Origin of the sequence: Candidatus Pelagibacter sp. HIMB109 (assembly GCF_052048155.1) — a bacterium.
Taxonomy (GTDB): domain Bacteria; phylum Pseudomonadota; class Alphaproteobacteria; order Pelagibacterales; family Pelagibacteraceae; genus HIMB114.
Window position 1 is genome coordinate 219,976 of record NZ_JBNAIK010000001.1, and the last position, 24,179, is coordinate 244,154.

General features: G+C 30.1%; 25 protein-coding genes and 1 riboswitch. Of the genes, 11 read left to right on the plus strand and 14 right to left on the minus strand.

All coding sequences use genetic code 11. The features are described 5' to 3' along the window. The first annotated feature begins 5 nt into the window (after positions 1 to 5). The 4 genes from mnmG to ACTTAQ_RS01385 are packed head-to-tail and all read left to right on the plus strand — an operon-like array spanning position 6 to position 4,126. Positions 6 to 1,865: a tRNA uridine-5-carboxymethylaminomethyl(34) synthesis enzyme MnmG gene (mnmG, locus tag ACTTAQ_RS01370; RefSeq protein WP_440694880.1), complete on the plus strand. Its 1,860-nt coding sequence runs from the start codon at positions 6 to 8 to the stop codon at positions 1,863 to 1,865. Next, a complete protein-coding gene (gene rsmG, locus ACTTAQ_RS01375; protein WP_440694882.1) occupies positions 1,866 to 2,483 on the plus strand; it encodes a 16S rRNA (guanine(527)-N(7))-methyltransferase RsmG in 618 nt (205 codons plus the stop codon). Beyond that, positions 2,484 to 3,263 (plus strand): ParA family protein, encoded by a 780-nt coding sequence (locus tag ACTTAQ_RS01380; protein ID WP_440694884.1) that lies wholly within the window; start codon positions 2,484 to 2,486, stop codon positions 3,261 to 3,263. Beyond that, complete coding sequence (locus ACTTAQ_RS01385) at positions 3,260 to 4,126, plus strand: ParB/RepB/Spo0J family partition protein (protein WP_440694886.1); 867 nt, start codon at positions 3,260 to 3,262, stop codon at positions 4,124 to 4,126. The genes ACTTAQ_RS01380 and ACTTAQ_RS01385 overlap by 4 nt, the downstream gene beginning before the upstream one ends. Here the strand turns inward: ACTTAQ_RS01385 and holA are convergent. The 4 genes from holA to ACTTAQ_RS01405 form a co-directional block, all read right to left on the minus strand. Then, a complete protein-coding gene (gene holA / locus ACTTAQ_RS01390; RefSeq protein WP_440694888.1) occupies positions 4,110 to 5,114 on the minus strand; it encodes a DNA polymerase III subunit delta in 1,005 nt (334 codons plus the stop codon). The two genes, ACTTAQ_RS01385 and holA, sit on opposite strands and share 17 nt — an antisense overlap. Further along, complete coding sequence (lptE, locus tag ACTTAQ_RS01395; protein WP_440694890.1) at positions 5,111 to 5,524, minus strand: LPS assembly lipoprotein LptE; 414 nt, start codon at positions 5,522 to 5,524, stop codon at positions 5,111 to 5,113. Before lptE ends, holA begins: the two co-directional genes overlap by 4 nt. 65 nt (positions 5,525 to 5,589) lie before the next feature. Beyond that, the gene (gene leuS, locus ACTTAQ_RS01400; protein ID WP_440694892.1) at positions 5,590 to 8,145 is read right to left on the minus strand and encodes a leucine--tRNA ligase; all 2,556 of its coding nucleotides are present in this window, start codon (positions 8,143 to 8,145) and stop codon (positions 5,590 to 5,592) included. A 17-nt stretch (positions 8,146 to 8,162) separates the two neighbouring features. After that, positions 8,163 to 8,741 (minus strand): thiamine phosphate synthase, encoded by a 579-nt coding sequence (locus ACTTAQ_RS01405; protein WP_440694894.1) that lies wholly within the window; start codon positions 8,739 to 8,741, stop codon positions 8,163 to 8,165. A gap of 4 nt (positions 8,742 to 8,745) precedes the next feature. Between ACTTAQ_RS01405 and ACTTAQ_RS01410 the strand changes: the two genes are divergently transcribed. Continuing rightward, positions 8,746 to 9,381 carry a YggS family pyridoxal phosphate-dependent enzyme gene (locus tag ACTTAQ_RS01410; RefSeq protein WP_440694896.1) on the plus strand — a complete coding sequence of 212 codons (636 nt, stop codon included), beginning with the start codon at positions 8,746 to 8,748 and terminating at the stop codon, positions 9,379 to 9,381. Here ACTTAQ_RS01410 and ACTTAQ_RS01415 read toward each other — a convergent pair. Then, a complete protein-coding gene (locus ACTTAQ_RS01415) occupies positions 9,378 to 9,869 on the minus strand; it encodes a L,D-transpeptidase family protein (protein WP_440694898.1) in 492 nt (163 codons plus the stop codon). The genes ACTTAQ_RS01410 and ACTTAQ_RS01415 overlap by 4 nt on opposite strands. Positions 9,870 to 9,890: 21 nt before the next feature. Here ACTTAQ_RS01415 and ACTTAQ_RS01420 point away from each other — a divergent pair, with 21 nt between their 5' ends. Genes ACTTAQ_RS01420 through arfA form a run of 3 tightly spaced genes read left to right on the plus strand, consistent with a single transcriptional unit; the run spans position 9,891 to position 12,129 of the window. Then, positions 9,891 to 10,544 carry a winged helix-turn-helix domain-containing protein gene (locus ACTTAQ_RS01420; RefSeq protein ID WP_440694900.1) on the plus strand — a complete coding sequence of 218 codons (654 nt, stop codon included), beginning with the start codon at positions 9,891 to 9,893 and terminating at the stop codon, positions 10,542 to 10,544. After that, the gene (locus tag ACTTAQ_RS01425; RefSeq protein ID WP_440694902.1) at positions 10,541 to 12,025 is read left to right on the plus strand and encodes a cryptochrome/photolyase family protein; all 1,485 of its coding nucleotides are present in this window, start codon (positions 10,541 to 10,543) and stop codon (positions 12,023 to 12,025) included. Before ACTTAQ_RS01420 ends, ACTTAQ_RS01425 begins: the two co-directional genes overlap by 4 nt. Beyond that, positions 12,022 to 12,129: an alternative ribosome rescue factor ArfA gene (arfA, locus tag ACTTAQ_RS01430; RefSeq protein ID WP_009373073.1), complete on the plus strand. Its 108-nt coding sequence runs from the start codon at positions 12,022 to 12,024 to the stop codon at positions 12,127 to 12,129. Before ACTTAQ_RS01425 ends, arfA begins: the two co-directional genes overlap by 4 nt. A gap of 1 nt (position 12,130) precedes the next feature. Here arfA and ACTTAQ_RS01435 read toward each other — a convergent pair whose 3' ends face one another. Next, a complete protein-coding gene (locus ACTTAQ_RS01435; RefSeq protein ID WP_440694904.1) occupies positions 12,131 to 13,054 on the minus strand; it encodes a DUF805 domain-containing protein in 924 nt (307 codons plus the stop codon). Between the two features lie 50 nt (positions 13,055 to 13,104). After that, positions 13,105 to 13,192, plus strand: a riboswitch (TPP riboswitch). On the opposite strand from ACTTAQ_RS01435, the gene ACTTAQ_RS01440 reads away from it, so the two are divergent. Next, positions 13,184 to 14,587, plus strand: a complete 1,404-nt coding sequence (locus ACTTAQ_RS01440; protein WP_440694906.1) for a sodium:solute symporter family transporter — start codon at positions 13,184 to 13,186, stop codon at positions 14,585 to 14,587. (Overlaps the previous riboswitch by 9 nt.) On the opposite strand, the gene ACTTAQ_RS01445 is transcribed toward ACTTAQ_RS01440, so the two are convergent. The 7 genes from ACTTAQ_RS01445 to grpE all read right to left on the minus strand — a co-directional run bounded on the left by ACTTAQ_RS01445 (position 14,552) and on the right by grpE (position 21,694). Next, a complete protein-coding gene (locus ACTTAQ_RS01445; protein ID WP_440694908.1) occupies positions 14,552 to 15,502 on the minus strand; it encodes a dienelactone hydrolase family protein in 951 nt (316 codons plus the stop codon). The genes ACTTAQ_RS01440 and ACTTAQ_RS01445 overlap by 36 nt on opposite strands. 34 nt (positions 15,503 to 15,536) lie before the next feature. After that, on the minus strand, positions 15,537 to 16,466 hold the full coding sequence (locus tag ACTTAQ_RS01450) for an adenosine kinase (protein WP_440694910.1): 930 nt from the start codon (positions 16,464 to 16,466) through the stop codon (positions 15,537 to 15,539). 3 nt (positions 16,467 to 16,469) lie between these two features. After that, on the minus strand, positions 16,470 to 17,129 hold the full coding sequence (gene nth, locus ACTTAQ_RS01455) for an endonuclease III (protein WP_440694912.1): 660 nt from the start codon (positions 17,127 to 17,129) through the stop codon (positions 16,470 to 16,472). 6 nt (positions 17,130 to 17,135) lie between these two features. After that, positions 17,136 to 17,906 carry a 4-hydroxy-tetrahydrodipicolinate reductase gene (gene dapB, locus ACTTAQ_RS01460; protein WP_440694914.1) on the minus strand — a complete coding sequence of 257 codons (771 nt, stop codon included), beginning with the start codon at positions 17,904 to 17,906 and terminating at the stop codon, positions 17,136 to 17,138. Beyond that, the gene (gene dnaJ / locus ACTTAQ_RS01465) at positions 17,906 to 19,057 is read right to left on the minus strand and encodes a molecular chaperone DnaJ (protein ID WP_440694916.1); all 1,152 of its coding nucleotides are present in this window, start codon (positions 19,055 to 19,057) and stop codon (positions 17,906 to 17,908) included. The genes dapB and dnaJ overlap by 1 nt, the downstream gene beginning before the upstream one ends. Positions 19,058 to 19,091: 34 nt before the next feature. After that, a complete protein-coding gene (dnaK, locus tag ACTTAQ_RS01470; RefSeq protein ID WP_440694918.1) occupies positions 19,092 to 21,017 on the minus strand; it encodes a molecular chaperone DnaK in 1,926 nt (641 codons plus the stop codon). A gap of 95 nt (positions 21,018 to 21,112) precedes the next feature. After that, entirely contained in the window at positions 21,113 to 21,694 is a 582-nt protein-coding gene (grpE, locus tag ACTTAQ_RS01475; protein WP_440694920.1) for a nucleotide exchange factor GrpE, read from the minus strand. Positions 21,695 to 21,730: 36 nt separating this feature from the next. On the opposite strand from grpE, the gene rph reads away from it, so the two are divergent. Together rph and rdgB are read left to right on the plus strand one after the other, a co-directional pair. After that, a complete protein-coding gene (rph, locus tag ACTTAQ_RS01480) occupies positions 21,731 to 22,444 on the plus strand; it encodes a ribonuclease PH (protein ID WP_440694922.1) in 714 nt (237 codons plus the stop codon). Next, positions 22,437 to 23,048 carry an RdgB/HAM1 family non-canonical purine NTP pyrophosphatase gene (gene rdgB / locus ACTTAQ_RS01485; protein ID WP_440694924.1) on the plus strand — a complete coding sequence of 204 codons (612 nt, stop codon included), beginning with the start codon at positions 22,437 to 22,439 and terminating at the stop codon, positions 23,046 to 23,048. Before rph ends, rdgB begins: the two co-directional genes overlap by 8 nt. Here rdgB and ACTTAQ_RS01490 read toward each other — a convergent pair. Further along, the gene (locus tag ACTTAQ_RS01490) at positions 23,035 to 24,177 is read right to left on the minus strand and encodes an ABC transporter substrate-binding protein (RefSeq protein ID WP_440694925.1); all 1,143 of its coding nucleotides are present in this window, start codon (positions 24,175 to 24,177) and stop codon (positions 23,035 to 23,037) included. The two genes, rdgB and ACTTAQ_RS01490, sit on opposite strands and share 14 nt — an antisense overlap. Positions 24,178 to 24,179 lie beyond the last annotated feature (2 nt).

Sequence of the window (24,179 nt, forward strand, 5' to 3'; positions counted from 1 at the left end):
CAGCAATGGAAAAATTTGACGTTGTTGTAATTGGTGCTGGTCATGCAGGCTGTGAAGCTGCTGCTGCATCTGCGCGTATGAAAGTTAATACTGCTTTAGTTACAACAAATGAAAATTCAATTGGTGAAATGTCTTGTAACCCAGCTATAGGTGGATTGGGCAAAGGACATCTTGTTAGAGAGATTGATGCATTCGATGGTGTCATGCCAAAAGTTGCTGATGCATCCGGTATTCAGTTTAGATTATTAAATCGTAGTCGAGGACCAGCTGTTAGAGGACCGCGAACTCAGTCTGATCGTAAATTATACAAAAAATACATGAAAAAATGTCTAATAAGTCATTGTAATCTAAGCATTTTTTATGATCCTGTAATTCAATTTATTTTTAATAAAAATGAAATTGTTGGTGTGATTTTAAAGTCTGGAAAAGAATTAAGAGCAAAAAAAATAGTTTTAACAACAGGAACTTTTTTAAATGGCGTCATCCATATTGGCGATGAAATGAAACCAGGGGGAAGACATGGTGAAGATCCAACAACTGGTTTAAGTGAACAGTTAAAAAAATTTAATTTAAATTTATCAAGATTAAAAACCGGAACACCACCAAGGTTAGATGGTCGTACAATTAATTTTGAAAATTTAGAAGAACAAAAAGCAGATGATGATCCCTATTTTTTTTCAGTAGATACAAAAAAAATTAATGCAGATCAGGTCTCATGTTTTATGACCTATACGAATGATGAAGTTCATAAAATTATTGAAAAAAATTTAAAACGTTCAGCAATGTATAGTGGTAGCATCAAAAGTGTTGGCCCCAGATATTGTCCTTCTATTGAAGATAAAATTGTAAAATTTAAAGACAAATCTAGACACCAAATTTTTTTAGAACCAGAAGGATTAGATGACCATACTGTCTATCCAAATGGCATTTCTACGTCCCTACCAGCAGACGCACAGGAGGAATTATTGTTTAAAATCAATGGTTTATCTGATGTTAAGATGATTAGACCAGGTTATGCTATCGAGTATGATTACGTTGATCCAAGAGAGCTCAATGCTACTTTAGAATTAAAAAAAATTAAATCTTTGTTTTTAGCTGGTCAGATAAATGGAACCACTGGTTACGAGGAAGCTGCAGCTCAAGGTTTGATTGCTGGCATTAACGCAGCACTTCAAAGTAAAAATAAAAAACCATTTACCTTAGATAGGTCACAAGCATACATAGGTGTTATGATTGATGATCTTATAACAAAGGGTGTTGCTGAGCCTTATCGTATGTTTACCTCACGCGCTGAATATAGATTAACTTTACGTTCTGATAACGCGGATTTAAGATTATCTTCTATAGCGAAAGATTTAGAAATATTAAGTGATTCAAGATTGCAAAATTTTGAAAAAAAACTCGAAAATATTAATAAACTTAAAGTTCAATTATCTTCCAGGTCTTTCACCCCTAATGAGGCTGATAAACATGGCATAAAGATTTCAAAGGACGGTATTAAAAGGAATGGTCTAGAGCTTTTAAGGTATAAAGGGGTTACTTTTGATAAATTAAAACCAATTTTTGGTCTTGGTGATTACGATCAAGATGTTATTGAGCAAATTGAGATAGATAATCATTACTCCGGATATTACGCTAAGCAAGAGGATGACATTGAGATATTTAAAAAGGATGAAAACATGAAAATCCCAGAAAATATTGATTATTCAGCAATTAGCGGACTTTCTAATGAGATCAGGCAGAAATTAGAGCTTATAAGGCCTAAAACTTTCGGTCAGGCCTCAAGAATTGAGGGTATTACTCCAGCAGCTATAAATCTTCTTTTAACGTATTCTAAAAGGTATAATTTTAAGCATACTGCTTAAATGATTCGATCAAATTATTTTGATAAGAGTGTTTCACGTGAAACATTAGGAAAAATATTAAAATACCATGAATTTTTGATTGAAAGTAATAAAAAACTATCATTAATATCAAAAAGCACTGAAAAAGAGGCTATAGAGAGACACTATGTAGACTGTGCACAAATCATTAAATATTTAGATAAAACCGATAAAAGTATTCTAGATATAGGTTCTGGTGCTGGCCTGCCAGGTATTATTTTGGATATAATCAAGAAAGACCATAATTTAAACTTTTCAACACATCTTGTTGAAAAAAGTCCAAAAAAGTCAAATTTTTTGAAAAAAGCAAATAGTTTTCTTGATCTTGATATTAAAATACATAACTGTGACGTAAAGCAGATGGAAATAAAAAATTTTACTACGCTTGTAAGCAGAGCTTTTAAGCCAATGAAAGAATTTTTTAATATAATTAATCAATCACAAATAAAATTTAAAAAAATTATTTTAATGAAGGGTGAAAAGTTCATGGATGAATTTATTGAAGCAAAAAAATATTTTGAAATAAATTGTGAGTACCATGAAAGTATCACAAATCCGGGTTCGAAAGTTTTTGTAATAAAAGGTGTATCTAAAAATTAAATGACAAAAATAATTTCCATAATAAATCAAAAGGGCGGTGTTGGAAAAACTACATCGACAATTAACCTTGGGCATGCGTTAGCATCAAGCGGACAAAAAATTTTAGTCATAGATTTAGATCCTCAAGGAAATGCATCCACGGGCTTAGGAATTGACAGAGGCAAAAGAGAAAAAACAATTTATGAATTTTTAGTTAGTAGAAATGATGATCCAAATTCATTTATCTCAAAAACTCAAACGGAAAATTTAGATATTATATGTGCAAACGAAGACCTTTCAGGTTTTGAAACGGAGGTTGCTGATGAGAGTAAAAGAGCCTTCTTTTTAAGGGATGTTTTAGACCAAATAAAGGAAAAAAATCAATATAATCATATACTTATTGATTGCCCACCTTCCCTAAGTTTGCTTACTATTATGGCTTTAGTTGCCTCAGATACAGTAATTATACCGTTGCAGACAGAATTTTTTGCATTGGAGGGTGTTTCTCAACTGATCAAAACAATTGAAAGAGTAAAAGAAAATTTAAATAAAAATTTATCAATACAAGGTGTAATTTTAACTATGTATGACAGAAGAAATAAACTCTCTAGTCAAGTTGAACAGGAAGCAAGAAAATATTTTGGTTCAAAAGTTTATAAAACAGTCATACCAAGAAATGTTAGAATTTCAGAGGCACCATCTCATGGAATGCCAGTAATTGTTTATGATAAAAATAGTTCTGGGTCGATTGCCTATCAAGAATTATCTAACGAAATTCTAAATGGAAGTTATGCTGCATGATTAAAGCAAAAGGTTTAGGTAAAGGTTTATCTGCATTATTAGGCGATAGTAACAATGATGAGAAAAAGAATGTTGTTGAACTTTCAAATGTTAAAACAGATAAAACACCAATTCATCTTTTAGTTCCTAATCAATATCAACCAAGAAAAAATTTTGACAAAAAACAACTTGATGAACTTGCAACATCTATTAAAACACGAGGAATTATTCAGCCCATAGCTGTCAGAAAATCAAAAGATGGTAAGTTTGAAATTATAGCTGGAGAGAGAAGATGGAGAGCTGCCCAGCTGGCAAAAGTCCATGAGGTTCCAACAGTTTTACTTGATGCAGATGACGAATTAGCCGCTGAATTCGCGGTTTTAGAGAACGTTCAGAGGGAGGGCCTAAATGCGTTAGAGGAAGCAGAAGGGTATCAAACTTTGATCGATAAATTTAGTTACACTCAAGACAAAATCGCTGACATGATAGGGAAGAGCAGGGTGTATATCGCTAATACGCTAAGGTTAAAAAGACTTCCTAATGAAATTCAAGATATGATTACAAATGGTCTGCTTACACCAGGACATGCTAGATCTTTAATTGATATAAATAATAATATTGAGCTAGCAAAGGAAATTATTAATAAAAATTTATCTGTAAGACAAGCTGAATTACTCAGCAAAAAAAATGCAACCTTTTCTAAAAAAATTAAAATTAGAAATATTGATCCTAATATTAAAGATTTAGAGAATTCATTAGAACAAAAAACAGGCATGAAAGTTATTATTGATAATAAGAAAAATAATAAAGGTAAGATTACTTTCGAATATAAAGATCTAGATCAATTAAATCAGCTTGTTGCGAATGTTAAAAGTAAGTATTAGTTAATACCCTTTTTGTTACAATATCTAAAAGAAATTTATTAAAAATTGTTTCCGCGATCTCGTAGTTAAGTTTACATAGTATTTCAATTTCATTAATTTTGTCTAATAATGTATTTAATTCGTTTTTATTCCATTTAGATAATTGTGTTTGGATAATGCTTTTTTCTTTCCAGAAAATTGGTGGTTTATAAGTATCAACTAATACCGCAATTTTAGTTTCATTTTCATTATATTCATAAATATCAATTAGTTTGTTTATTTTGTATTTTAGTGGGCCAAGCACTTCATTGAAGTTAATAGAAAAATGATAAAAACTTGAGAGTATTTTATTTAATGCTTTTTTGTCCCCTGACAATAAAGCGTTAGATATTTCAAAAGCATCAAAAGAAGATGTAGTGTTAAATAGTGAAGAAAATGTTTCACTGTCTAATTTTTTATCTTTTGTAATAAGCTCTAATTTTTCCAATCCACTATTGATGTCATTTCGATTAAGTTTATTAATATTAAATAATTGATCTATGGCTTCATAGGGAACTTTTATACCAAGTTTTGTTAATCCATTTCTAAGCAAAGATTGTAGGGTTTTTTCATCATCTTCGTAACATGCAATACAAGATATTATTTTTTCTTTTTCAGCTTTATTTCTTAAGCTACTTTTTTTTGTAAGGTTATTAGTAACTATAATTAATTTTTTATCTATCTCTGAAAAATTTATGTAATCTAATAGTTTATCCGACGCTTCTTGAATAATTAAAATTTCTTTTTCACCAAACAAGCTATCTTGATTTAAATAATTATCTAATATTTCAATGTCTTTTAAAAATTCATCTTCTTTAATAAATTTTGTTTTGAATTCATTTTTTTTAAAAATTTGAGTTAATTTATTTAGGATTTCGGTTTTTAAATGAAAATTTTCACCATAAATTAAATTTATTTTGTAATCTGAAAAAAGTTTTTCATAATTAATTGAAAAACTTTTAATTATCATTGTTGGCTAGATATGATTTTTGCTCTAACGGCAAAAGTAAGTTGTTGAATTAAATTTGTAATAATATTTTCTTTTTCAATTCTTTTAACTTCGTCATCTGTAGATACGTTGTTTGTTACACTTACTACTCTTCCATCACTTAGGCTTTCTCCACCAATTTGTTTACCTTTGTTATCAACAATTTGAAAATTAATTGTGACCGTAACTTCTTCTTCCGTTGTTATTCCTGCAGTATTTTTGGTTACAGAAGCAGAACTCTCTCCAATATTTATTTTTAAAGAATAAGCATCTTTCAATGCTTTATTGATTGGAATATTAAGGTTACTTTTTAGATAATATGTTAGCCCACTTGGACCTGAGTAATCAATCTTATTTATTTTAATATCGCTAAGATCAACATTTTTTAACATTGGCGAGAAGCCACACGATGTTAAAAAAAGTAAAGTAATAAAAATATAAAACTGTTTAAACATTTTCATTTAACAACAATATTAACTAATTTATTCTTAACGTATATCTTTTTTATTATATTTTTTCCTGACACTAAGTTTTTAATGTTTTCAATCTCTAAACACTCATTAAATATCCTTTCTTCACTCTGGTCAGGTTCTGCATCAAGTAATGCTCTTTTTTTACCATTAATCTGAATAACAATGTTGATTTTGTCTTCTTTGATTAATTTTTCATCATATGTTGGCCATGCTGAGATGTGAATTTCTTTGTTACCATAGTTTTTCTCCCAACATTCAGACGCTATGTGAGGTGTAAAAGGATATATTAAAACTAAAAACTCTTTGAACATTTTTTTAAATAAAATTTTTTCTGATTTATTTTCATGCAATTTTTTAGATAGAAAGTTCAAAAACTCATAAAATTTGGCGACTGCCACATTAAAATGAAAGTTTTCAATATTGTACGAAATTTCTTTAACGAGTTTATTTATTAACTTTTCACATTGGTTAATTTCTTCGTCATTTAATTTATTTTTTTCCTCAATATTTTGTATCATTTCAGAAATTGTCCAAATTTTTTGAATAAACTTATAAGATCCAGAAATTCCTTCATCACTCCATTGAATATCTCTTTCTGGCGGACTATCAGATAAAACAAACCACCTTACTGCATCTGCACCATATAGATTAATTACTGTTTGAGGATCAACTACATTTTTCTTTGATTTAGACATGGACTCTGAAGGTCCAACTTTAATTGTCTCTTTGTTATTTTTATCAAAGAATTTACCATTTTCTTCAATTACATCTTCAGGAAAAACCCATTCGCCTTTCTCATTTTTGAAAGTTTTGTGGCAAACCATACCTTGTGTGAATAGCCCTTTGAATGGTTCTTTTATTTCAAGGCTAGTATCTTTCGTAATTGCCCTTGTAAAAAATCTTGAATAAAGCAAATGTAAAATAGCATGCTCTACTCCACCAATGTATTGATCAACTGGCATCCAGTATTTTGCATCATCGATTGAAAATCCTTCTTTTGAATTATCACTTGAACAAAATCTTAAAAAGTACCATGACGAATCTACGAAAGTATCTAGTGTATCGGTTTCTCTAATTAATTCTTTTCCAGTTTCAGAACATTTAACCCTTTTCCAATTTGGATGTCGGTCTAATGGGTTACCTGGTTTATCAAAATTAATATCTTCAGGAAGTTTTACTGGAAGCTCATTTTCTGGAACTGGTATAGCCTCACCTTTTTCATCATACATTACAGGAATAGGACAACCCCAATATCTTTGCCTTGAAATTCCCCAATCTCTTAATCTAAATGTTGTTTTTGCTGTTCCAAATTTATTCTTTTCAATTTCCTTGATGACTTTAGCTTTTCCTTCCTCAACACTAAAATTATTTAAAAAATCTGAATTAATAATTTTTCCATCACCGGTGTATGCTTCATCTTCAATTTTAAAATCAGAAGCTTTTTGATCTTTTGGAAGTATGACGGGCGTTACTTCTAATTTGTATTTGTTAGCAAAATCTAAATCTCTCTGATCATGTGCTGGACAGCCAAAAATTGCACCTGTTCCATATTCCATAAGAACAAAATTTGAAAAGAAGACCGGTAAAGTTTTACCCTTAATAAATGGGTGCAAAACTTCGAAATCAGTTTTAAATCCAAGCTTTTCTGTTTTAGCTATTGCTTCGTCTGTATTTCCTGTTTTGTAACAAGCCTCTTTAAAGTCTAAATATTTTTCATCATTTTTATATTTTTTTGATAGAGGGTGATCAACAGCTAGCGCAATGAAAGATGCTCCAAAAATAGTGTCTGGTCTAGTTGTAAATACAGTAATTTTGTTATTATCATTTTTAATTTCAAAATTTAGCTCACACCCAACTGATTTGCCGATCCAGTTTTTTTGCATAATTTTTACTTTTTCGGGCCATTCATTAAGAGTATTTAATGATGCATCTAGATCATCTGCAAAAGCTGTAATTTTAAAAAACCACTGTGAAAGTTTTTTTTGAACAACTTGAGCGCCAGATCTCCAGCCTTTACCATCTATAACTTGTTCATTAGCTAAAACTGTATTGTCTACTGGGTCCCAGTTAACTAAACTTTCTTTTTTATAAACTAATCCTTTTTTTAATAGATTAAGAAAGAATTTTTGTTGATGCTTGTAATAATCATCATTACACGTTGATATCTCTCTTCCCCAGTCAATTGAAAACCCAAGTAATTTTAATTGACCCTTCATGGTCTCTATATTGTTTAACGTCCAGTCTTTAGGGTGAAGTTTTTTTTGCATAGCTGCATTTTCTGCTGGCATTCCAAAAGAGTCCCAGCCCATAGGATGTAAAACGTTAAAACCTTTTAATCTTTTGTAATTAGCGATGACATCTCCCAAAGTATAATTTCTGACGTGACCCATATGAATTTTACCTGATGGATAAGGAAACATTTCAAGGCAGTAGTATTTAGGTTTATCTTTTGACTTCGAAGCTTGAAATACTTTATTTTTATCCCAATATTCTTGCCACTTTTTATCGACTACTGAAGGGTTAAACTTTTCTAGGTGCATGAGGTGAATTTACTTATTTAAAGGTTTGTAGCAATTAAATTAAGATATGAAATGAAGTCTTTTTTCATTTTTTTATCAATCATACTAATTGATGCAAAACCTCTTCCTTTAAGAAGAATTATTTTTTTTATGTTTTTTTCATTAATGCCACCCAATGCATGGATGTGTATCTTCGAAAATTTTAACAATAAGTTTTGATAAAAATTCAAGCCTTTACCAATTTTATTTGAGCCCGAACAAGTATTAAAAATGGGTGAGATAAAGATTTCTTTGCAGCCTTGGCTAATTTTTTTACGTAATTCAATTTCATTATGAGCAGAACCAATGAGATGTAGACTTGATTTTAAATATTTTTTTTTGTTATTAAAACTTGGTATATATAAACCATGAGACCTAAGTTTTATGGCTAACCTTTCGTCATTGGAAATATAGAGTTTAAAATTTCTTTTTTTGCAATAATCTTGAAGTTTGAAAGCATTACTAAGATAATCAGTTTTTTGGTAATTTCTGTAAATAATATTTATATTCTTTAGTTGATTAAGATTTTCTTTTTGAATATCGTTTAATTCATTAATATAGAAAAAAATTTTAAACATTTTTATGAGTATAGTACAAAATTTAGAAAATATTAAAAAAGAATTAGTTTCAAATAATATCAATTCGAAAATTATTGCAGTGAGTAAAACTTTTGAATTATCCCACATACAGCCCCTCATCGATCATGGGCATTTAGCTTACGGAGAAAATAAAGTTCAAGAGGCTAAAAGAAAATGGGAAGAGCTTTTAAAAATAAATAACAATATTCAACTTCATCTTATTGGCGGTTTACAAACAAATAAATCAAAAGACGCTGTAAAGTTGTTTCATTATATTCACTCAGTAGATAGAGAAAAGTTAGTAGACACACTTGCATCAGCTGAAACAAATCTGAATTTAAAAAGAAAATATTTCTTACAAGTTAACACGGGATATGAAGATCAAAAATCTGGTGTAAGTATAGAAAATACAGAACAGCTTTATAATTATGCTCAAAAAAAAATAGATATTATAGGCTTAATGTGTATTCCTCCAGCAGAGGGGGACTCAAAAAAACATTTTGAAATTTTACGTGAGTTATCGATAAAGCTAAATTTAAAAGAGCTTAGTATGGGCATGAGTCATGATTATTTAGAGGCCGGGGCAAATGGAGCGACTTATGTAAGAGTCGGTAGCAAAATTTTTGGAGCAAGAGGTTAGGTCAGAATTTTAATCTTTGTATTTTTTTTTAAAGTTTTTAAAATCTCAATTAAATCTTTTTTCTTTAAACCGATACACCCCATTGTGCCTGTATAATTTTTTTTAGCTAAATGAATAAAGATTGCGCTACCTTTGTTTTTTTTAACAGGTCTAACATTATAATTAATAACTATAATTATATTATAAAGATTATCTTTTCGATGAAGCTTTTCTTTACTTTTATCATTTGTAAAAATGAGCTTGTTATAAGATTTATTTTTAGAGTTATCGCACCATGCCATATTCTTTTTGATAATGACTTTTTTTAGTTTGGTTTTCAGGTTTTTAATTTTGTCTTTTCGATAAAATACTTTTCCAAGAGAAAAAACTCCTGCAGGTGTTTTTTTATCACCTTCTCTTTTATTTTTTGTAATGCCGCGTTTTCCTAAAGCACATTTATAAAGCTTTTTATTGTGCATAAGCGTGCCGTTTTTATTTACTATAATCATATAAATTTATATTTTATCGTTATGCAAAATTACTCAATCATTACCGTAGGGTCACCTGTTTTTTTTGAGTGTATGCAGGAGCAGAAAACTGAGTATAACTTACAGAATCTCAAGAGTTTCAAGGAAGTTAAAGAGATATTAAAAACTCCATTGATAGATGTTTATGTATTTTTGTTTTTTGTTGATGATTTAGAAAAACTAGATTTAAAAGAATTAAAAAAAATTAAATATCCAAAAATTTTTTTCTCTAAAAAAAGCGAAAATTTTAAAACTATTAAAAAAGATAATGTGCTGAGTAGTTTTTTAGAGCTTCCTGTTAATTACCAGGATTTAGAAAAAATTATTAAACTTGCGATTTTAAAATTTAAATTTTTATTCCAGTCCAAGGTAGAAATTGGAAAATATAATTTAGATAAAAATGAGAGAACTATTTCACATGGAAAAAAATCTGCAAAATTAACTGAAAGAGAATTGGATATTATTTTATATTTATCTGGAAAAAAAGAGGGGGCAACTAAGCAAGAAATTATGAAAGATATTTGGTCTCATGGAGAAGAGATTGATTCACATACTTATGAAACTCATCTTTATCGATTAAGACAAAAATTACAAAGCAAACTTAGTGATAAAAAATTCATTTCGGTAGAAGATGGAAAATATTTCATTTCTTCATGAATGATCTATTTATAGTTTTAGGTAATCAGCTTTTCCATCCTAAGCATTTCAAAGATTACAAATCATCTTTATTTTTCTTGGCAGAAGACTTTGAGCTTTGTACATACGAAAAACATCATAAACAAAAAATTACATTTTTTCTCTCCTCAATGAGATCATTTAAAGATGAGTTAGAACAGGTGGGTTACAAAGTTATTTATCATAAAATTGAAGATAAAGAATTTAAAGACGATTATGTAAAAAAATTAGCAAACGTAATAAAAAATAAGAAAATTAAAAATGTTAATTTTTTTGAAATTGAAGATAAGCCTTTTGAAAAAAAAATTGTTTCATACCTTAAAAAGGAAAAAGTAGATTATAAGATACTCAAAACACCAATGTTTTTAAGTAGTAGAGACGATTTTATAAGTTACCTTGGAAAATCTAAAAAACCTTTCATGGCTAATTTTTATAAAATTCAGAGAACAAAATTTAATATTTTAATGAATAAAGATGGAAGTCCAAAGGGTGGTAAATGGAGTTTTGATAGCGAGAATAGAAAAAAATTACCAAAAGATATTAAACTGCCTAAGCAACCAATTTTTAAAGAAACAGAGCACACAAAAAAATTAAAAAAAATTATAAATGAAAAATTTCCAAAGCATCCTGGTGATACTAATCAATTTTGGATTGGAACAACTCGAAAAGATGCAAAATTAGTTTTAGATAATTTTTTAAAAAATAAACTCAAATTATTTGGTGATTATGAAGATGCTGTTGACCAAAGAGATAATATTTTGTTTCATAGCGCGCTGAGTCCATTTATTAATAATGGCTCTATTACACCTCAAGAAATTTTAGATGAATTAACTAAGTTTGAAAAAAAAGTGAGTATAAATTCTTACGAAGGTTATTTAAGACAGGTCATAGGATGGAGAGAGTTTATGCGAGGTATTTATCAAAACTTTGATGATAAAATGCAAAAATCAAATTTTTTTAATCATAAAAATAAGATGAAAAATTCTTGGTATGAAGGTACCACAGGCCTAGACCCATTAGATCATGCTATTAAAAATGCTAAAGATTATGCATGGTCTCATCATATTGAAAGATTAATGATTTTATCAAACATCATGAACCTTTGTGAAATTGAACCTAGGCAAGTTTATAAATGGTTTATGGAAATGTTTATGGACTCTTCGGAGTGGGTAATGTCACCTAATGTTTATGGCATGGGTTTATTTAGTGATGGAGGAACCTTTGCAACAAAGCCATATATTTGTGGATCAGCGTACTTCCTTAAGATGATGGACTTTACAAAAGGTCCTTGGTGTAACATTATGGATGGTTTGTATTGGAGATTTATAGATAAAAATAAGAAATTTTTTCTTAAAAATCCGCGTTTATCAATGATGGTCAGAATTTTAGAAAAAATGAAACCCGATCGAAAAAAAGAAATTTTTTCAGCCGCAAATACATTTATAAAATCAAATACGTTATGAAAAAAAGAAATCCTATTGCAGAGGATTTGAGATCACCAAAATATAAAAAAAGAATTGTTAAGCCAAAAAAAGGAAAAGGCAGCTTTAAACGTAAAAAAAAATAGTTTAAAATTTATTGTTTTCTTTAACTGACTTTGATGCGAGCCAAATGATTAACGGAATTATTCCTACAACTGTTAAAGAAATTAACTGCCACCACCCAGATTTATTAACATCATGTAATCTTCTACATCCAGCAGCTATTGAAGGTAAAAAGGTTAACATGGAGAAAAATGCATTAATAAAAAGTATTCCATCAGGGTCTTTTCTAAAAATACTTACATCAATGAAATAGGTTAATACCGAGACAATAAAAGTAAATAAGTAGAAATACCAATACTCTTTTCTTTGTGCTCGTCCTTTGAAGGTACTATATTTTTTAAAACAAATAATAGTTTGGTCTGCAAAATCAAAAACTTTTGGAAATTTTTTTACATATTTTTTGTATTCATTTTTTTTAGTAGCGGCAACAAAGACTAAGATTAAAACTCCTGCTACAGCTAGTAAAAATAAATTGAATAATGTAAAATTGTCGTCATTTCTTCTCTTTTTAGTTTTTGGCTTATAGTAAGTTTTTGGTTTTGAGTATGTGCTTGGTTTTTGATTATATGTTTTTTTTTTAACAACTGGTTTGCCGTATTCACATCTAGAAAAACCACTTCCGGCAACATCAAGATTTAGGTCACCAACATACATTTTCACTGAAGCTACACCAAAAGGTTTTAGATATTTCTTTACCGTCTGTTCTTTCATGACTTTTTTGCCTTTTGACCAAAGACCTACGCTGTAAATTGTAATTTGCTTGTCAGTTTTATTTTTAAAGGTCCATTTTTGATATTTGGCTCTTGATTTACTAACTTGATAGTTTGATGAAAAATTCGATGTATAAAACCAAGTCCTATCCATGTCATGACCACAATGATCAGCCAAGCTGTTAGAGGTAAATTGAATAGAAAAAAATAATAATAGGATAATTATTTTATTTTTCATTTGCAAAAGATATCACCGATAGACTTTTTTGCAAAATACTGTACTTATCTATTAGTTTTCAGGGGCGGCTTAGCCTGAGATGAACCCTTTAAACCTGATCCAGATAATGCTGGCGGAGGAAGAAAACATATGAACACGATTTTAATTATTTCACTCTTTGTAGTTTGCTTAGGATTTATGTCTTTTGGTTACTATGTATCTAGAGGAAAAATCTCACAATCTGCTTTTTTAGTCAGTGACCGAAACGTTAATGTCTTTGGATTAACTTTTAGTTTAACCGCGTCTTGTTTTGGAATATGGATTTTAATTGGTCCTGCAGAAGCATCAACCTGGGGCGGAGTAGGGGCTGTGATTGGTTATGCAGCAGGTCAAAGTTTTGTATTTTTGTATTTTTCTAAAATTGGAGAGAAAATTAGAAAAATTTTGCCAAATGCCAAAAGCTTAACTGAAGTTATTGAAAAGAGATACGATCAAAAAGTTTTAAAATTAATTTTAATTTTAACGACACTTTATCTTTATGTTTACTTTTGCGCTGAAGTTACAGCAATTTCAAAAGTTGTTAATTTAATTTTAGGCTCTCCTTTATGGTTAACTGCAGCTTTGACTATCATCTCTACATTAATTTATTCACTGAAAGGTGGTCTAAAAATATCGATTATTACAGATAAATTTCAGTTCTGGATTATCATAATTTTTTTATTAATTATTTTTATAATTTTAAACCAAAAAATAGATTTTCTTTCTCCAAGTTTGATTACAAGTAAATCTTCAAATTTAAGTATTGGTTTTGGAGGATTTACTGCTGGTCTTACTTTTTTCATTGCTGTTTTTGCAACTAACTTATTTGACCAAGGGATTTGGCAAAGAGTTTATGCATCTAAGAATATTGAGGTGTTAAAAAAAGGTTTTATAGCAGCATTTTGTATTGTTTTAATAACTATTTTGCTTTTAGGTTTAGTTGGAATTTATGCTTCTTTAAATGGAAAGATAAAAGATCCAAGTACTATTATTTTCTCTTTATTAGTTAACAAAGAGTATTTGTTATTAAATTTAGTTATCTTAATTTTATCATTAACTTTAGTTTTAAGTAGTCTAGATACTTTAATTGCAAGTGTCTCAAGCCTTTTTATAATTCATTCGAATAAATTTATTAAAAAGAGAAATATTAATAATTTTTATCTTACTGGCGGTGTCATTTTAGCAGGCTCTGCTTTTTATATTTCATCAAAAGGAATGAGTGTTTTGTACCTATTTTTACTAGCTGATTTATTATGTTGTGCTGCTGCAATTCCAATTTTTTATGGTTTTTATAATAAAAAAATTAAACATGATGATGTATTTAAAGCAATTATTTTTGGAATAATTTTAGGTTTATTATTATTTCCAAGTTTAGATTTTTCTAAAAGTTTATTAGTTGGAACCTTATTTGATAAATCTATGTTCCCAGCAATAATTTCAAATTATCTATTGTTCTGGTCTTTTATTGTAGCTTTATTTTCACCTATTATGTTTATTAAAAAAATTAATCGTTAGATCTACAGCTTCGTCTAATTTTTCTCTGGTTTTTCCAACACCAGATTCATTTGTAATACATTTTTTAATTATTTCTTGTCTAGTTGTTGGAGTGCCATCTGCAAATTTAAAGGAACCATCTGGATATCTAAGTGCAATATTATCAGTACAACCATTAACAGCTACACCCTTTCCAATTACACCGTTTAAACTAAAAAAATGATTCACTTTTGGAATTGTTACTAATTCTACATCATTCCCAACTTTTTGAAGTAGCTTATGATAATAAATACATGCTGGAGGATAGTAGTGACTTTCCTCTCCTTTAATTATTAATCCTTTTGAAGAAATTTTAGCAGGGTATTGAGCTGTATTACAGCCAGGTTCAGCGGCAACCAATGCTTTCCATGGAGGATTAGTTCTAGCTAAGACAGGACTATATAATTTTAAAGCATTTCCAGCGCCATAACTAAATCCTGAGTAAAAAAAACGATTAGGATCAAACCTCGGGTCTTCAGATAAAATATTTTTTAAAACAAGTGCAAAAAAAATTGCGTTTGGCATTTTTTTCTTATCACTTGGTTTAATTCCTTTTTTATAAAATGAGTCTAAGACGGCGACCGCATATCCTTCTTCAACACCTCTTTTTGCTAAACGTCCGCCCATTTCATCAGTTTTTCCACCCCATTTTTTAAATTTCATTCCATCACGGTTACTACCGTGTTGAAAGATTATTACAGGGAGTTTCTCATTTATATTTTTAGGAAAATGAATTTGTGCAATAACATCATCTTTTCCAGGAAATCTTCTGTCTGGACTTTGAAATTTGATTAGTTCGATATTATGTTTTTTTACTTTTTTGATCTCAATTTTTGAAAAAGAATTTGATGTAAGAATAATTAAAAAAAACGATGAGAAAATTACAATTTTTTTCATGAGTAGATCTTACCAAACCTATTAGCTTGTCAATCTAATCTAAACGAGCACCAATTTTTTGTATTATTTTTGAAGCCATTTCAGTTCCTAACTTCAAACTTTCATGTGGGTTTTTATTATTAGTAAACCCATGTAAAAAACCAGCAGCAAATAAATCACCTGCACCAGTAAGATCTACAATGTTTAAGTTTGATTTAGCTTGAGCTTCAGACACATCGTTTCCTTCTATAGCAACAGAGCCTTTATCAGAACGCGTTACAATAAACAGTTTATTAAGTAATTTTCCAAATTCAATAACCTCATCAAAATTTTTAGCATCAATTAAAGACATTGCTTCTTTTTCATTTGCAAAAATAATATCTAATTTATTTTTTACTAAATTTAAAAAACTATCTTTGTGTCGGTCAACACAAAAAGGATCAGAAAGAGACATTGCTGATTTTTTTGCAGCTGACAAAGCTTTTTCAAAAGCTTTTGTTGGACCACCTTCATCCCACAAATATCCTTCTAAGAAAGTAATTTCAGCGTTTTGAATTGCATTTGTATCAATATCATTATCATCAATTTGGCCTGCAATTCCTAAAAAAGTACACATTGTTCTCTCAGAATCTGGAGTGATCAAAATTAAACAAGTTCCTGTAGGAATGTTTTCTTTTTTAACATTGTAAAAATAATCTACATTTTCTTTTTTAAGACCATCAATATATTTATGGCCAAGATCATCATCATTAACTTTACCAATAAACGAAACATTATCTCCTAATTGAGACATCCCAACAATTGAGTTTGCAACAGATCCGCCAGATACTGTACTTTCAATTTTTAAATTAGATAAAAGTTTTTGAAATTCTTGTTCATCAACCAGTTTCATAGTTCCTTTTGTAAGAGAATGATCTTTGATAAATTGATCATCAACTTTACAAAGTACATCTACAATGGCATTACCTATTCCTAATACTTTCATCCTTTAAGCTTTCTTAGTTAAAATTGGCCTTTTTCTTTTTGGATTGCACTGTGTACATATTTTACATTCTAGACCAAAGCAATCCCTAGCTTTACAATATTCCCTACCATAAAAAATAATTTGCAAATGTAGTTTATTCCAGTGTTTTTTTGGAAACAGTTCTTTTAAATCCTTCTCAGTTTCAACTACATTTTTTCCATTCGTTAAACCCCACCTTTGTGCTAACCGGTGAATATGAGTATCTACTGGGAAAGCTGGATAACCAAATCCCTGAGACATCACTACACTAGCAGTTTTATGTCCAACACCTGGTAATGCCTCAAGTTCTTCAAAAGTTTTTGGCACTTTTCCTTTATGTTTATCAAGCAGAATTTTTGATAAGCGATAAACACTTTTAGATTTCATTCTAAAAAGACCAATCTTTTGAATGAGTTTTTCTATTTTTTTTTGACCTAATTTTACAAAATGTTCTGGTTTATTATATTTTGGATAAATATCTTTTGTAACATTATTAACATTCAAATCTGTACATTGAGCAGAAAGTAATACCGAAATGAGTAAAGTAAAATTATTCGTATGAGTTAGCGGGGAAGGTGTTTTTGGATAAAGTTTATTAAGTTCTTTAAGTATTATTTTTGCTTTATCTTTTTTTTCAACTTTCACAAAAGATTATTTAATACCTAAAACATGGTGCATATTATATAAACCAGGTTTCTTGTTTGCTAACCATTTAGCGGCACCTATTGCGCCTTCTGCAAATAAATCTCTTGAACGAGCCGTGTGTTGAATTTCTAATTTTTCCTGCTTATTTTCAAAAATTACAGAATGCGTTCCAGGAATTTTTCCTTTCCTTACAATATAAAAATTTAGCTTATTAGATTTACCTTTTCCTTTTTTATTTAAAAATATTTTACCTTGTATTTGTTTTAGACTTTTAGATTTACCCTCTGCTACAGCATGGCCTAGCATCAATGCAGTGCCTGATGGATAATCAATTTTTTTTATATGATGAGCATCATGAACTTCCATTTGGTAATCGCTCATAAACCCCTTTGATAAAATTTTTGATACAAATTGCATTAAATTAATACCAAGGCTCATATTACCAGATTGTAAAATTGCAATTTTTTTAGATGCTTTTTTTATTGCATCCCAATGTTTTTTTTGAAATCCAGTTGTTCCAATAATTACTTTTTTCTTATGTTTTACTGCCAGCTTCAATACTTCAAGAGTGCAATTTGGTCTTGTAAAATCTATGACAACATTTGTACCTTTAAAAGCTGCATCTGTATTTTTTTGGTATTTAATCTTTCCCCTTTTAAATTCTTTATATTCAGTCGCGGAATATAATTTTAATTTTTTATCTTTTTGGGTCTGCTTAATAAGCAGCTGACCCATACGGCCTAAGCCGCCTGTAATTGTAATATTTATTTTTTTCATTAATTAATGCTTTCCCAAAATTTCTTTGCTTTTTTTATAAAACTTTGATTTTCAGGATTATTTTTAGAATCTTCTAAATCTTTAAACTTTTCAAGTAATTCTTTTTGTTCAGCATTTAATGAAATTGGCGTTTCAACTTTAATTTGAAGATATAGGTCACCATACCCACCACCTCTTAACATTGGCATTCCTTTGTCTCTTAATCTTAATTGTTTTCCAGATTGCGTACCTGCTGGAATTTTTACTTTAGATCTTGATCCATCAATGTTTGGTACTTCAATTGATGTACCAAGAGCAGCATCTGCCAAAGAGACTGGAAGCTCGTAAAATAAATTTTCTTCTTCTCTCTCAAAGAGTTCATGCTTTCTAACCTGTATATAAACATATAAATCTCCATCTGCACCACCTTTAGAACCTGCCTCTCCTTTTCCAGATAGCCTAATTCTTGTTCCATCGTCTACACCCCTTGGAATTTGAATTGATAATGTCTTTTTCTTTTTCTGTGTTCCAAACCCACTACAATCTTTGCATGGGCTTCCAACAACTTCTCCTTCACCTCTACAGTCAGGACAAGTTTGCTGAACTGTAAAAAATCCTTGCTGAGATCTGACCCTTCCATCGCCTCCACAAGTTCCACATGTTTTTGGGTTTGAACCAGGTTTTGCGCCGCTTCCAGAACATGTTCCACATTTTTCAGCTGAGTTAATGTTAAAAGTAGTTTTTTTCCCTTGATAAGCTTCTTCTAATGAAACCTCTAAATTAATTTTTAAATCTGAACCTCTTCGACCTCTAGATTTCCTTCTTCCGCCACCTCTTCCTCTGCCAGATCCCATGAAGTCACCAAAAAAATCATCAAAGATATCTGAGAATGATCCAGAGTCGAAACCTCCAAAATCATTAAAGCCACCTTGACCACCACCCATGTTTTCAAAAGCTGAATGACCAAATTGATCATAACTACTTTTTTTGTTGGGGTCCGATAAAATTTGATAAGCTTCTGTTGCGTCCTTAAATTTTGTCTCAGCTGCTTTGTCACCAGGATTTCTATCCGGGTGGTATTTCATTGCTAGTTTTCGGTAAGCGCTTTTGATTTCGTCTTTTGAGGCACTGCGGTTTACACCTAATGTTTCATAATAATCCGCTTTAGACATGCCTCAAAATCCTATCCGCTTAAAAATTTAAGCGTTATTTTTTATCTTTATCGTCTTTAACTTCTTCGTACTCAGCATCAACTACATCTTCTTTTTTTTCAGATCCAGCATCTGCTTTTCCTTCAGCCCCTTGGCCTTGAGCTCCACCAGCCTTTGCTTGTTGCTCTTTATAAATTGCTTCACCAAGTTTCATTGATGATTGAACAAGGGTTTGAGTTTTTGCCTTTATATCTTCAACTTTGTCAGCTTTAATTGCATCTTTTAAATTTTGAAGATCAGTTTCGATAGTTTTTTTGTCAGCATCACTAATTTTACTACCGTGCTCTTTCAAACTTTTTTCTGTTGAAGCGACTAGAGCATCAGCTGAGTTTTTACTGTCAACTTCGTCTCTTTTCTTTTTGTCTGCTTCTTTATTGGCTTCGGCATCTTTAACCATTTTTTCAATTTCCTCATCTGATAATCCACCAGAAGCTTGAATTTGAATTTTCTGTTCTTTGCCTGTGCCTTTATCTTTTGCAGAAACACTTACGATTCCGTTAGCATCAATATCGAAAGTAACTTCAATTTGAGGAACACCTCTTGGCGCAGGTGGAATTCCAGTTAAATCAAATGTTCCGAGCAGTTTGTTATCCGCTGCCATTTCTCTTTCACCTTGGAAAACTCTTATAGAAACTGCTGGTTGGTTATCTTCTGCTGTAGAAAACACCTGACTTTTTTTAGTTGGGATTGTTGTATTTTTTGTAATTAGTTTAGTTACAACTCCACCCAAAGTTTCAATACCAAGTGATAAAGGCGTTACATCTAAAAGCAATACATCTTTAACATCACCTTGTAATACACCACCTTGAATAGCCGCACCCATGGCAACAACTTCATCTGGGTTTACACTTTTACTAGGGTCTTTACCAAAAAAGTTTTTCACAGTTTCAACAACTTTTGGCATTCTTGTCATACCACCCACAAGAATTACTTCACCAATCTCACCTGCAGAAAGACCTGCGTCTTTAAGAGCAGTTTTACATGGCTCAATTGTTCTTTCGATTAACTCAGCACAAAGTGACTCTAACTTCGCTCTAGTTAATTTAATATTTAAATGTTTTGGACCTGTTTTATCAGCAGTAATGAAAGGTAAATTTACTTCAGTTTGTGTAGATGAAGATAATTCAATTTTAGCTTTTTCTGCTGCTTCTCTTAATCTTTGTAATGCTAATTTATCTTGTTTAAGATCTATTGCGTTATCTTTTTTAAACTCACTTGCTAGGTAGTCTACTATTGTAGCATCAAAGTCTTCACCACCAAGTGTAGTATCACCATTTGTAGATTTAACTTCAAATACGCCATCACCCAGTTCTAAAATTGATACGTCAAATGTACCGCCACCTAAATCGTACACAGCAACAGTTTTTGCATTCTTCTTATCTAATCCGTAAGCAAGCGCAGCAGCAGTTGGTTCGTTTATAATTCTTTCAACTTCAAGACCCGCGATTTTACCAGCATCTCTTGTTGCTTGTCTTTGAGAGTCGTTAAAATAAGCTGGAACGGTAATTACCGCTTTTTTAACTTCACTTCCTAAATGTTTTTCTGCTGTCTCTTTCATTTTTTGTAATACAAAAGCAGAGATCTGACTTGGTGAATATTTTTCACCTTTAGACTCCACCCAAGCATCACCATTATCAGCAGCAATGACTTTGTAAGGAAGTCCTTCAATATCTTTTTTTACTGCCGCACCATCAAACTTTCTTCCAATTAATCTTTTTACTGCGTAGAAAGTATTTTCTGGGTTAGTTACGGCCTGTCTTTTAGCTGAAGCTCCAACTAATTTCTCTGCTTCTGTAAAAGCAACAACAGAAGGGGTTGTTCTAGCACCTTCAGTGTTTTCAATAACTTTAGCTTCTTTGCCATCCATGATGGCAACACACGAGTTTGTAGTTCCTAAATCAATTCCTATAATCTTTGACATAATTCTTAAGTCTCCTTTTCTTTATTGAGATTGATATGGGGATAGTTTTTGCTATTGCAAGATAGAAAAAAAATTAATTTATTTTGAAAAAATGTCTATTTATCAGACTTTTTTGATACATAAACCATAGAAGGTCTTAAAAGCCTATCATGCATTTGATAGCCTTTTTGCATTTCCTCAACTACGGTTCCTGGTGATTTATCGCTTTCCTTTTCACCAATGGCTTGGTGAAGGTTGGGGTCGAAAGGCTTATCCAAACAATCAATATATCTAATTGAATTTTTTTCGAGTGTACTTTGAAGTTCTTTTTCAATCATTTCGATACCACTTAAAATATTTTTAAATTCATCTGTTTTAAATTTTTCATCATTTTTAAATATTTGAAAAGCTCGGTCTAAATTGTCAGTCAAACCAAGTATTTGCTGTGCAAAGCTAAATGAACCATATTTTAAAATATCTTCTTTTTCTTGCTCGTGATTTTTTCTAAGATTTTGGTTTTCAGCTAGTAATCTTAAATATTTATCATTTAAGTCATTTAACTTAACTTCAATATTATCTTCTAAATTTTCTTTAGCTTTCGTTGAGCGATCTTCGTCTTTACTATTTTCCTCAACTTTATTTTGATTTTCTTTTTTTATTTTGTCTTTATTGTCACTCATAATATTAATTGTTTGCATGCTATATAGTGATAGAATAATAAAATCCAAGACTTTATGAGAAATAATCGATCAAATACAGAATTAAGGCCTGTCGAAATTATACCCAATTATATTAATAATGCTGATGGTTCTTGTTTAATAAAGTTTGGAAATACTCATGTAATCTGCACAGCATCTTATGAAGATAAAGTCCCAAGATGGCTGAAGGGATCTGGAAAAGGCTGGGTTACTGCAGAGTATGGAATGTTACCAAGATCAACTAATGAAAGAATGAGAAGAGAAGCATCTGCTGGAAAAATAGGTGGCAGAACATCTGAAATACAAAGATTAATTGGAAGATCTTTGAGAGCCAGTATTGATTTAAGTTTACTAGGTGAAAACTTAATAACGATCGATTGCGATGTGATACAGGCAGATGGAGGCACTAGAACAGCTTCTATAACTGGGGGATTTGTGGCTTTGAATCAATGTGTTAAGATTTTACAAGATAAAAAACTCATTAATACCAACCCAATTAAAAATCATGTCGCTGCAATTAGTTGTGGAGTTGTAAATGGAGAGACCCTTGTAGACCTTGACTATAAAGAAGACAGTGGAGCAGATGTGGATGCTAATTTTGTTATAAATGAAAAAAACGAAATTATTGAACTTCAGTTAACCGGTGAACAAACAACTTGTTCTGAAGAAAAATTAAACGAAATGTTAAAATTTTCTAAACAATCAATTCAATTGCTTATTCAAAAACAAAAAGAAGCTTTAAGTGCATAGACTTTATCTATTAAAAAAAGTTCAAAAACTCTTATTAGCGACAAATAATCCTGGAAAATTTCGAGAATTAAAAGAAATTTTACCAAAGAAAATAAAATACTTTAAGCCAAAAGACTTCAGGTTAAGAGAACCTATTGAAAATGGAAAAACATTTAAATCTAATGCAAAAATAAAATCTTTATATGCTGCCAAAAGAACAGGTTTAGTTTGTATTTCTGATGATTCTGGACTTGAAGTAGATGCTTTAAGCAAAAAACCTGGAATATATTCTGCTAGGTGGGCAGGTCCTACAAAAAACTTTGATATAGCAATAAAAAAAGTTTTTAATTTATTAAATAAAAAAAAAAAACTAAATTCAAAAGCTAGATTTATATGTGCAATTTCAATTGCATTTCCTGATGGTAAATCATTTGAGTTTCAAGGAAAAGTTGAAGGATATATTAGCTTTCCTGCAAGAGGGAAAAAGGGATTTGGTTACGATCCAATATTCATTCCAAAAGGTGAAAAAAAAACTTTTGCTCAAATTGGTAAGTTAAAAAAAAACAAAATTTCACATCGATATGATGCTTTTGTGAAAATTAAAAAATATTTTAAATTTTCTTAAACCTTTTATTTTCAATTTTATATAAAATTAAATCTCTATCAGTTTTGTTTTCCTTGATAGTAAAATCTCCAGTTTTGCCTTTGTAAGTACCGTTAAACATGGAAGCCTTTAATTGTTGTTCTTTCGTTGAAAACCAAATAGCTGATGCGAGCGGTATAATATCGAATGATAAAGTTTCTAAATGATAAATATTTCTACCAAAATTTTTCTTATATTTTTGATTCAGTTCTTGGTAAGCATTCAAATTTATTGAGGGAAATATTAAGTTTTCTAAAGATGGTTCTTTTAAATACTTATTATCAAACCATAGATTTAGAGTAACAAACTGTACATCTTTATAATTTGCATCATAAAAATCAAAATAGGAAATAGAAGAAATCAGCTCATCATCAAAAGATGAGACAAAAACCTTTTTAAAATTTACTTTTTCTTTTGTGTCGTGTTTTTTCATCGACTCAATAAGTTTTTCATCAAGATTATCTTCAATTTGTTCTAATTTTTTAATTTCTTCTAGATGCTTTTTATTTCTTTCTTCGTAATTGGTGACTTTTTTTGTTTGATTTCCTATATCTTTAAAATCCTTATAAAAAACCACATCAGATGTTTTGGATTTGAATTTTTTACTTTTTTCTAAAACTTTTTTCGTAAATGAACTGTTGTCGCCAAAAAAAATAAATTGCTCGTTATTTTGAAATAACTTAACCAAAGAATTTATCTGAGAACTAAGATTCACACCAAAATTAATTACATTTGGAAAAATATTTTCTTCTCTATTGCTATAAGAAATAAAAAGTTTTTCTTTAAATCCTTCTATATTTTTTATTTCATTTAGCGTGTCGTAAAAAATAGGACCAACAAACAGGTCGACCTTTTTATTCATGCCCTGTCTAAATGCATTAATTGCACCTGCTTTTGAACTTTGAGTATCAAGGGGTATGATTTTTATATTTAAATTCTCTAATTCAAATATTGTAATTAAAATACTTTGATAAATATTATTTCCTAATAACTCATGATCACCACTTAATGGTAAAATTGCTCCAATTTTTAATTCTGATTTAGAATAGGCTGCATTATTTATTGTAAAGAAAAGAGAGCAAAAAATGACTATTTTAAATATTTTTTTCATTT